Genomic DNA, 9,583 nt, shown 5'->3' with positions numbered 1-9,583 from the left:
GGGGGGCAGGGCCGCGTTCTTCATCCCCCTGCCGATGGCGCTCAGCTCGCTCGCCATGGTGATGATGTTCCTGCGCCCCGGGAGCGGTGGCGGCGGGGGTCTGGGCGGCGCCATGCCCTACGTCGCCGGCGGCATGATGCTGGTCGGCGCGGTCGCCATGCTCGGCGGGCAGTACCTGCGCACCCGGTTGGAGCGGCGCCGGGCGCTGGCCGGGGAGCGCCGGGACTACCTGCGCTACCTGGGCCGGATGCGGGGGCGGGTGCGCGAGCTGGTCGCCGCCCAGCGCGACGCGCGCTGTTGGAACGGCCCCGACCCCGAGGCGCTGTGGTCGCTGGTGCGCACCACCCGGCTGTGGGAGCGGCGCGCCGCCCACGGCGACTTCGGCGAGGTGCGGTTCGCCGTGGGGCGGCAGCCGCTGAACGCCACCATCGCGCCGCTGTCCACCAAGCCGGTGGAGGACCTGGAGCCGCTGTCGGCACACGCGCTGCGCCGGTTCATCGCCGCCTACTCCACCGTCGCCGACCTGCCGGTCTCCGTCCACCTGCGGGGGTACGCGCACATCGCGCTGCGCGGCGACGCCGGGGCGGCGCGCGCCATGGCCCGCGCCGTCCTGGGCCAGCTCGCCGTGTTCCACGCCCCGGATGAGCTGCGCATCGCCGCGTGCGTGGGCGACGACCGGACGGCCCGCTGGGACTGGCTCAAGTGGCTGCCGCACTGCCTGCACCCCACCGAGCGGGACGGCGCCGGTCCGGTCCGGCTGTTCGCACCGGACGCGGTGGAGCTGGAGCGGCTGATCGGCCCGGACCTGTCCGACCGCCCCCGGTTCGACCCGCAGGCCGCGCCCGGCCGCGAGGAGCCGTTCACCGTGGTGCTGGTGGACGGCGGACGGGTGCCGCAGGGTGCGCGGATGGCCGGCGGCGGCTACCGCAACGCCGTGGTCGTCGAGGTCGGGGCGGACCGGGCCTGGGACGGCGCCCCGCACACCCTGTCGCTGCGGGTGGGGCCGGACGAGGTGGAGGTCGCCGACCTGGACCGGTCCGGCCGGGAGGTGTTCGCCCCGCTGGGCCGTCCGGACCGGCTCGGCGAACCGCGCGCCCGCGCCCTGGCGCGGCTGCTGGCGCCCTACCGGATGAGCGTGTCCGCAGAGGTGGTGGAGCCGCTGACCACCGACTTCGACCTGACCGCGCTGCTGGGCATCGCCAACCTGCACACCTGGGACCCGCACCGCCAGTGGGAGCGCGGGGACCGGCCCGAGCACCGGCTGCGGGTGCCGGTCGGGATGACCGAGTCGGGGGCGCCGCTGGAGCTGGACCTGAAGGAGTCGGCGCTGGGCGGCATGGGGCCGCACGGGATGCTCATCGGCGCCACCGGCTCGGGCAAGAGCGAACTGCTGCGCACCCTGGTGCTGGCGCTGGCGCTCACGCACTCCTCCGAGACCCTCAACTTCGTCCTGGTCGACTTCAAGGGCGGGGCGACCTTCATCGGCCTGGACCGGCTGAGCCACACCTCGGCGCTGATCACCAACCTCGCCGACGAGACCTCGCTGGTGGAGCGGATGCAGGACGCGCTGCACGGCGAGCTGATCCGCCGCCAGGAGCGGCTGCGCGCCGCCGGGAATTTCAGCTCCGTGCACGAGTACGAGAAGGCGCGCCGCTCGGACCCGGACATGGAGCCGATGCCGACCCTGCTGGTGGTGGTGGACGAGTTCAGCGAGCTGCTGGCCGCGCACCGCGACTTCATGGACCTGTTCGTGATGATCGGACGGCTGGGGCGCAGCCTCGGCGTGCACCTGCTGCTCGCCTCCCAGCGGCTGGACGAGGGGCGGATGCACCAGCTGGAGAGCCACCTGTCCTACCGGATCGCGCTGCGCACGTTCTCGGCGATGGAGAGCCGCGGGGTGCTGGGCGTGCCCGACGCCCACCAGCTGCCCCCGGCCCCGGGCAGCGGCTATCTCAAGACCGACACCGACGAGCTGGCCCGGTTCAAGGCGGCCTACGTGTCCGGGCCCTATCGGGCGCGGCGGCGGCCGGTGCGCACCGCGGCGGCGGGCGGGGAGGTCGCCCCGCTGCTGGCGACCTACGTCGCCAAGGCGGCCCCGGCGGCCGCCCCGGAGCCCGAGGAGCCGGAGGAGGAGCCCGCGGAGAGCCTGCTGGAGACCGCCCTGGAGGCGGTGCGCGGCGCCGGGCCGCCCGCCCGGCGGGTGTGGCTGCCGCCCCTGGGGGCGCCCCCGGCGCTGGGGCGCCTGCTGGCCGACGCCGGCCTCGGCGGGAGCGGCCCGTCGTGGTCGCGGGAACCGGTGCTGAGCGTCCCGCTGGGCGAGGTGGACCGCCCCTTCGAGCAGCTGCGCACCCCGCTGACTGCGGACCTGCGCGCGGCCGGCGGGCACACCGCGGTGGTGGGCGGCCCGCAGTCGGGCAAGAGCACCCTGCTGCTCACCCTGATCTCCGCCCTGGCACTGACCAACACCCCCGCCCAGGCGCAGTTCTACATCCTCGACTTCGGCGGCGGGACCCTGCGCGCCGCCGCGGGCCTGCCGCACGTCGGCGGGGTGTGCGGGCGGCTGGACACCGAGCGGGTCAACCGCACGGTGTCGGAGATGACGGCGCTCCTGGCGCGGCGGGAGCGGGACTTCGCCGAGCACGGCGTGGACTCGATGGGCGACTATCGGCGCCGCCGCGCCCGGGGCGAGTTCCCCGACGAGCGGTACGGCGACGTGTTCCTGGTGATCGACGGGTGGGCGACGGTCCGCCAGGAGATGATGGACCTGGTCCCGGACATCGTGCAGATCGCCCAGCGCGGGCTGAGCTACGGGGTGCACCTGGTGGTGGCGTCCCCGCGCTGGGCCGACGTCCAGTCCGGGCTGCGCGACCTGCTGGGCACCCGGTTCGAGCTGCGGCTGGGCGACGCGGTGGATTCGGCGATCAACATGCGCAAGGCGGAGACGGTGCCGCGGGTCCCGGGGCGGGGCCTGACCGAGGAGCTCAAGCACTTCCTCACCGCGGTCCCCCGGCTGGCGGGGGCGGGCGGCGGGCCGAGGTCGAGCGGCGGCGGGCCGGAGGCGGGCGACGACGCGCCCGGAACGGCGGAGACCCCCGTCGCCTCCGGCCTGGAGGGGCTGGTGCGGGCGGTCGCCGACGCGTGGGACGGCCCGCCCGCCCCGCCGGTGCGCACCCTGCCCCTGCACCTGCCCGCCGCCGAACTGCCCGGGGTCGAGGAGGGGCCGCGGGTGCCGCTCGGGCTGGAGGAGCGGCGCCTGGAGCCGTTCTGGCACGACTTCTCCACCTCCCCGCACATGCTGGCGGTGGGCGACACCGAGAGCGGGAAGACCAACCTGCTGCGGCTCGTCACGCGGGCGATCCGGGAGCGCTACACCGCCGAGGAGGCCCGCGTGGTGGTGGTCGACCCCCGGCGCGGGCTGTTCGACGCGATCCCGGAGGAGCAGCGCCTGGGGTACGCGGTCACGGGGACGAGCGCCCAGGAGATGATGAACGCCGCCGCCCAGGCGCTGAAGCCGCGCCTGCCCGGCCCCGAGGTCACCCCGGAGGAGCTGCGCGCCCGCTCGTGGTGGACCGGGCCGGAGCTGTTCGTGGTGATCGACGACTACGACCTGCTGGGCACCGGCGGGCCGGGGCCGCTGGCCCCGCTGCTGGAGATGCTGCCGCTCGGCGCCGACATCGGGCTGCACCTGATCCTGGCCCGCGGGGCGGGCGGGTTCAGCCGGGCGATGGGTGAACCGGCGCTGCGGATGCTGATCGACGCGAACACGCCCAGCATCGTGCTGTCGTGCCCTCCGTCGGAGGGGATCCTGTTCGGCTCGCTGCGCCCGCGGACCCTCCCGCCGGGCCGGGCGCTGCGCCTGGACCGGCGCGACCCGGTCCAGGTGCACCTGGCCCTGGCCCCCGAGACCGAGGAGGCCGCCCGCGGCTAGCCGACGTACCCGGCCCGGCAGGGCCGCCGCAGGCGCACCCCGTGCGTGGGCGGTCTCGGGGAGAATCGGCCGGTATCGGACCGGCACCGATGGCAGCCGCTGGTCAGGGCTCCGAGGCCGGACCGGTCCGCCACGGAGCCGCGACCAACGGGCCGACCCTGCCGGACGGAGGCCAGGCCACACCACTCCCAGGGACTCGGCCCCGGCAGCTGGGAGACCGGCGACGGGGCGACGTCCGGGGACGCGGAGATCGCCGAGTGGACGGGCCGGCGTCGGCGGTCACGGCTGGCCCACCGCTGCAACACACGGCGTGCACGACGCCGACCATCGCCCAGGAACACGATCCGCGCACGCGCCTGTCGCCCCGGCCGCACCCGTGGTTGCCCGGGGCCTCTCGTCGGTCGCCGGGGCCGCGTCGGCCTCGCCAATGGGGACGCGTCGGGGCTCACCGGAGGCCGTCCCTGCGCGCCGTTCCCGGGTCAGGTGCGGCGGGTGCGTCCGTGCCGGACCGCGGCGGCTCCGAGGGCTAGGACCAGGATCAGCAGCGTCGCCCCTCCGGCCACGGCGAGGGTGCGGCCGATGGTCGGAGGGGTCGGGGGGTCGGGCGAGAAGGCGGCCGCCTCGGGGGCCGCTCCCGCCCGCGGTGCCGGGACCGCGGTGAGCGCGGCGACGGGGTCGAGCGTCCCCGCGCCGAGCAGCGCCTCGGCGGCGGCGCCGGGTGCGGGGTAGGCGGTCGACGTCAGCCGCTCGGCGGCCGCGGGGGGCAGCCGCTCGGCGGCCGCGGCGGCACTCAACTCGGGCTCGTGCGAACGCAGCAGCGCCGCCGTCCCCGCGACGAAGGCGGCGGCGACCGCGTCCCCGCCGGACGTGAAGTGGCCGTCGCCGCCAGGGCCGACGCCCATCGCCGCTTGTCCCGGAGCGGCCAGGTCCGCCTGCACAGGGGCCCCGTCGGCGCCCACGGCCGGCTCGCTCTCGGCGGGCGCCCCGTCCGGCCCGGTCGCGGTGACCGCCAGCACCCCGGGGCCCGGCTCGGGCAGCGCGGCGACCGGTCCCCCGTCGGTGGGCACCGTGGCGGGCGCCACCACCAGGGCGTCCGCGTCCGCGGCCGCGCGCAGCGCCTCCCCGATGCCCGGGTCGCCGCCGTCCGCCGGGACCGGCGCGCCGACCAGCACCACGTCCGCGCCGTCGTCGGCCGCGCTTTCGATCCCCCGGGCCACGTCCTGCGGGTCGGCTACGCCCCGGTCGTCGGTCACCCCGACGGCGAGCACCCGTGCGGCGGGGGCGACCCCGACCATGCCGCTGCCGTCCTGTCCGCGTGCGGCGACGATCCCGGCGAGGAAGGTGCCGAACCCGACGCAGTCCTCCCCGGCCCCGTCCACGGCGCCGTCGAGGGCGGCGGCGGTGTCGTCGACTCCGCTGCCGACGACGGCGACGGTCACCCCGGCGCCGTCCGCGAACCCGCGCGCCTCGGGCAGGCCGAGGGCGCCCTCGGTCCACACCTCGCGGTCGATCACCGTCTCCGACGGGGTCAGGCACTCCCCGCCCTCGGTGACCATCGCCGCCTCAGGCAGCGCCGTCGGGGGACCGGAACCGCCAGAGGCGGGGCCCGAAGCGGGGGGACCGCTCCCCGTCCCGCCCGTGTCGGCCGACGCCCCCGCAGGGGCACCCGCGGACACGGCGACCGCCGCCGCGACGAGCACCGCCGCCCCGCCCAGCAGACTCGGTCTCCCGCCCAGCACCGACGCCACTCCCCTTCTCCGCTCACCCGCCCGCGGCCGCCCCGGCCCGGTCGGGGCAACCCTAGGACGCCGACGGCGCCCCGGCGAGGGCGGCCGGTCCGTCCGCGGCGTCAGGCGAGGCCACCCCGTGTCCGGGACGACACGATGCATCCGCTCGCCTGCGCACCGGGGGAACCCCGGCCATGCGGGGGCGGCGTGCTCTGCGGCGGGGCCGGGCGGGCTTCGGCCGCCCGGCGGAGCACGTCCCGGTCGCTGACAGCCGCACCCTGCTCCAGTGGACGCCGTCCTATGGGCGGCCGCCGGTTCCCGGGTCGGCGGCGGCCGCGTCCGTTCACGTCGCCGCCCCCATCGCCCGGTCGGTTCGGTCGGCCTCCGGCGCGGGCCCGGTGGGTACAGGACGCATGAGGGTGTCGGCCACGGGTTGCTCCCGTCCCGGCCGCTGTCCTGTCGGACCCGCCTGGGCCGTCCGCCGACATCCGCCCATGGAGAACCTGCCCAGCGGCGGCCCGTGTCCTCCCTCAACGGGCGCCCGGGGACGGAGAGCCCGGCCGGGCCCGGAGGCCGGGAGCCCCTTGGCGGGGCCCGCTCTGGGAAGGTACCGGTGCGTTCCCACCAGGCTCGGTCCTCGAAGACGCTTCCCGCACGGAGGAGCGGGGGCATTCCTCGCGCGGACCGCACGGCAGGGAACTCAAGCACGCGCGCGGCGCAGGCGGTCGGTCGTGACCGCGCCCAGCAGAAGCGCCGCCGCCGCTCCCGCCGTCACCGCGCTCGACGCCGGGTCCGGGGTGTGCATGCCCATGTAGTCGGCCGCCCCGATGCCGTTGACCGCCATGTACCACAGGATCGGGTACAGCACCTGGAACAGCGTGGGGGTACGCCCCAGCGTCCCCAGCGACACGGCCAGCGCCGGGACGAACACCGCCCCTGCGCACCACGCGGCGACGGCGGCGGCGTCCCCCGCGGCCGCGGCCCGGATCAGCGGGCCCGCGCCCACGAGCGCGGACAGCACGGCCCCCGCCGCCCAGCCCGCCAGCAACCGCATCACCGGGCGCGGATAGGACTCCACCAGCCCCTCCACCCCGGACGCGATCGCCGCCGTGCCGACCCGCGACCAGAGCAGGGCGGGCCAGATCCACGCCACCGGCAGCAGCGCCGTCCGCCCTGCCTCGGCCGGGAGTGCCAGACCCGCCAGGAGCAGCCCTCCGGCGCCCAGCCACCACCAGGCCGACACCCCCGACACCAGGATGCGGAACTCGGCCCCCACCAGCGTGCGGGGCGCGGGCAGCAGCGCCGCCGGGTCCATGCCCCGGAGTCGGCCGCCCAGCAGCCGCCCGCCGACGGAACCCGCCGCGCCCGCCCCCGTCGCGTCGGTGCGGGCGATGCGGAACCACACCGCGCACAGCGCCACCGCGGCGACCGCCCCCGCGACCAGCGCCGCCCGGTCGGCGAGGAACCCGCCGCCCAGGTCCAACCCGCCCCAGGGGACCGGCGTCAGCCGGTCGTCCACGTAGGTGAACCCCAGGCTGAACTCACCGGCCTCCACCTCGGTCCGACCGGCGCCCTCACCGAAGGAGGTGGCGAACGCCCGCGTGCCGATCCCGGAGAAGGCGGTGTTTCCGCTGTTGCCGAGGAACACGAAGGCGCCCCACACGGGGATCCACACCAGGTTGCCGAACCCGCCGCGCAGCCCCGGGACGGTGTCGAAGACCAGAGCCGCCGCCGCGACCGCCGCCATCACCGGCAGCGTGATGACCAGGAACGGCAGGAGCAGTCCGGCGGGGTCCACCGCGGGGTCCTCGCCCCGCGCCCACCACATCACCAGCGCCACCCCGACGAGCACCGCCGCCATCGAGAGGAGGACGGCGGCGTTGCTGACGAACTTGCCCGCCAGGTAGGCGGGCCCGCGCACCGGGGCGGTGGCCAGCACGCGGCCCACCCCCGTGCGGCGGTCCCGCTCGACCGAGCCGCGCACCACGTAGAACCCGCCCAGGGCCAGCCAGAGCGCCCCCGCGAGCGCGACCACCGCGCCGACGTAGGCCATGTCGTAGACGCCCCGGAACCCCCCGGCGTCCACGACGGTCCAGTGCCCGTCGGCCGCCGGGACCGACAGGTAGGCCAGGCCCGCCGACGCCAGCAGGGTCATCGCATATGAGGGGCGGCGCACGCGCTCGCGCAGGTCGCCCGCTGCCAGTCGGAGGATCATCGCGCCGCCCCCGGGGAGGGGTGCGGGCCGGGGAGGGCGTCCGGGGCCGCGCCGTAGGGCGTACCGGGGGGAGCTCCCGGGACGGCGTCGGGCGCGGACGCGGCGACGGCGGAACGGTAGACGTCCTCCAGTCCGGCCTGGAGCGGGACCGCATCCGACAGCGGCCGCTCGGGCGCGACCAGGCGCACCCGCACCAGCTCGCCGTCGCGGACCGACCGGACCACGGGGAAGCGCCCGCCGATCACGGGAAGCGCCACCGGGTCGACCACCGCCTCCCACACCCGCCCGGCCATATCGGCGACCAGGTCGGCGGGGCGGCCGCGGAGCACCAGGCGCCCGGCCGCGACCACCGCCACATCGGCGGCGACCTCCTCCACGTCCGGCACGATGTGCGTGGACAGCACCACCACCCGCTCCGCCGCGAGGTCGCTGAGCAGCGCGTGCAGGCGCGCCCGCTCCTCGGGGTCCAACCCGGCGGTGGGCTCGTCCAGGATGATCACGCGCGGGTCGTTGACCAGCGCCTGGGCGATACCGACCCGGCGCACCATGCCGCCCGAGTAGCCGCCCAGCCGCCGGTCGGCGGCGGCCCCGAGCCCGACCAGCTCCAGCAGCTCGCCGATGCGCACCCGCGCGGTACGCGCCCCCACCCCCTTGGCCGCGGCCAGGTAGGAGAGGAACTCGCGGGCGGTCAGGTTCGGGTAGAAGCCGAAGTCCTGCGGCAGGTACCCGAGGGTGCGGCGGAGGGCGCGCGGGCGGGCGGAGACGTCGGCGCCGTCCAGCAGCACCCTGCCCGCGGTGGGCCGGGCGGCGGAGGCGGCGATCCGCATCAGGGTGCTCTTCCCGGCGCCGTTGGGGCCGAGCAGACCGAGGACGCCGGGGCGCAGGCCGAGGGTGATCCCGTCGACCGCGCGGTGGCCGCCCCGGTAGACCTTGGTGATGTCGATGAGGTCGAGCACGGGGTCATTCCCCCTTCAGGTCGGTCGGCTCGCCGTCGCGGAGCACCCGCACCCCTTCGGGGACCTCCACGCGGAAGCGGTCGTCGTAGATGCAGACGCCGCGGCAGGAGTTGTCCAGGCGCAGCGTGCCGTCCTCCAGCGACCAGGCGGAGGTGACATCGGGGTCGCCGCGGGTGTCGATCCAGCGGGTTACCTCGACGTCGGCGCGGTCGGCCGCGACGAGGTCGGTGGGGGTGCCGTCCGACTCGACGTCGAGGACGTCCCCGTCGAAGGGGAAGGTCGTGGTCTCGGGTTCGGCATCGGCGGCGTCCGGCAGGCTGCAGCCGGAGGCCAGTACGACGGCCGCGGCCGTCGCCGCCGCCGCGGTTCCGGTTCTGCGGAGGAGTGTGCGCATACGCCCACTCAACCGAGCGGACCGCCGAGGAACACTACGACCAGGGATGTGATCGGGGTAGGGGTATCCCTACCGGCATCTACCGGAACCTACCGGCACCGCCGGTCCAATTCCGGAGACCGTTGCGCGAATGCGCTCCCCTGCCTCTGCCATCCTCTGCCATTTCCCTCGCGAATACCGATCGACCTGCGGAATTAATGGATCGAACGACGATGCGCGGGGGTCCGGACGTCACCCTGCCCACACCTCCCAGCCCTTCCAGGCGAAGCGGAGACGAGGACAGATCGGCGGCCCGTGCGGTAGCGCCGTCGGGTGGCGGGCGTGCGGATGGCCACCGGAGAGGGCGGCGACGGGGTGAGCGGC

General features: G+C 76.6%; 5 protein-coding genes. 1 reads left to right on the top strand and 4 read right to left on the bottom strand.

Going from position 1 to position 9,583, the window contains the following annotated elements:
- Positions 1-3,928: type VII secretion protein EccC (locus tag D476_RS0130970; protein WP_017627750.1), on the top strand; the 3,928-nt coding region annotated here is incomplete at its 5' end.
- A gap of 479 nt (positions 3,929-4,407) precedes the next feature.
- Here D476_RS0130970 and D476_RS0130965 read toward each other — a convergent pair.
- The 4 genes from D476_RS0130965 to D476_RS0130950 form a co-directional block, all read right to left on the bottom strand.
- On the bottom strand, positions 4,408-5,667 hold the full coding sequence (locus D476_RS0130965; RefSeq protein WP_239648876.1) for a S8 family serine peptidase: 1,260 nt from the start codon (positions 5,665-5,667) through the stop codon (positions 4,408-4,410).
- 688 nt (positions 5,668-6,355) lie between these two features.
- Positions 6,356-7,870, bottom strand: coding sequence for a hypothetical protein (locus D476_RS0130960; protein WP_026124019.1), 1,515 nt, complete (start codon positions 7,868-7,870; stop codon positions 6,356-6,358).
- Positions 7,867-8,826: an ATP-binding cassette domain-containing protein gene (locus D476_RS35210; protein WP_017627747.1), complete on the bottom strand. Its 960-nt coding sequence runs from the start codon at positions 8,824-8,826 to the stop codon at positions 7,867-7,869. Before D476_RS35210 ends, D476_RS0130960 begins: the two co-directional genes overlap by 4 nt.
- 4 nt (positions 8,827-8,830) lie before the next feature.
- On the bottom strand, positions 8,831-9,220 hold the full coding sequence (locus D476_RS0130950) for a hypothetical protein (RefSeq protein WP_017627746.1): 390 nt from the start codon (positions 9,218-9,220) through the stop codon (positions 8,831-8,833).
- Positions 9,221-9,583 lie beyond the last annotated feature (363 nt).

The sequence above is a fragment of the Nocardiopsis chromatogenes YIM 90109 genome (assembly GCF_000341185.1).
Taxonomy (GTDB): Bacteria; Actinomycetota; Actinomycetes; order Streptosporangiales; family Streptosporangiaceae; genus Nocardiopsis_A; species Nocardiopsis_A chromatogenes.
This window is presented reverse-complemented; position numbering and strand designations above follow the sequence as displayed.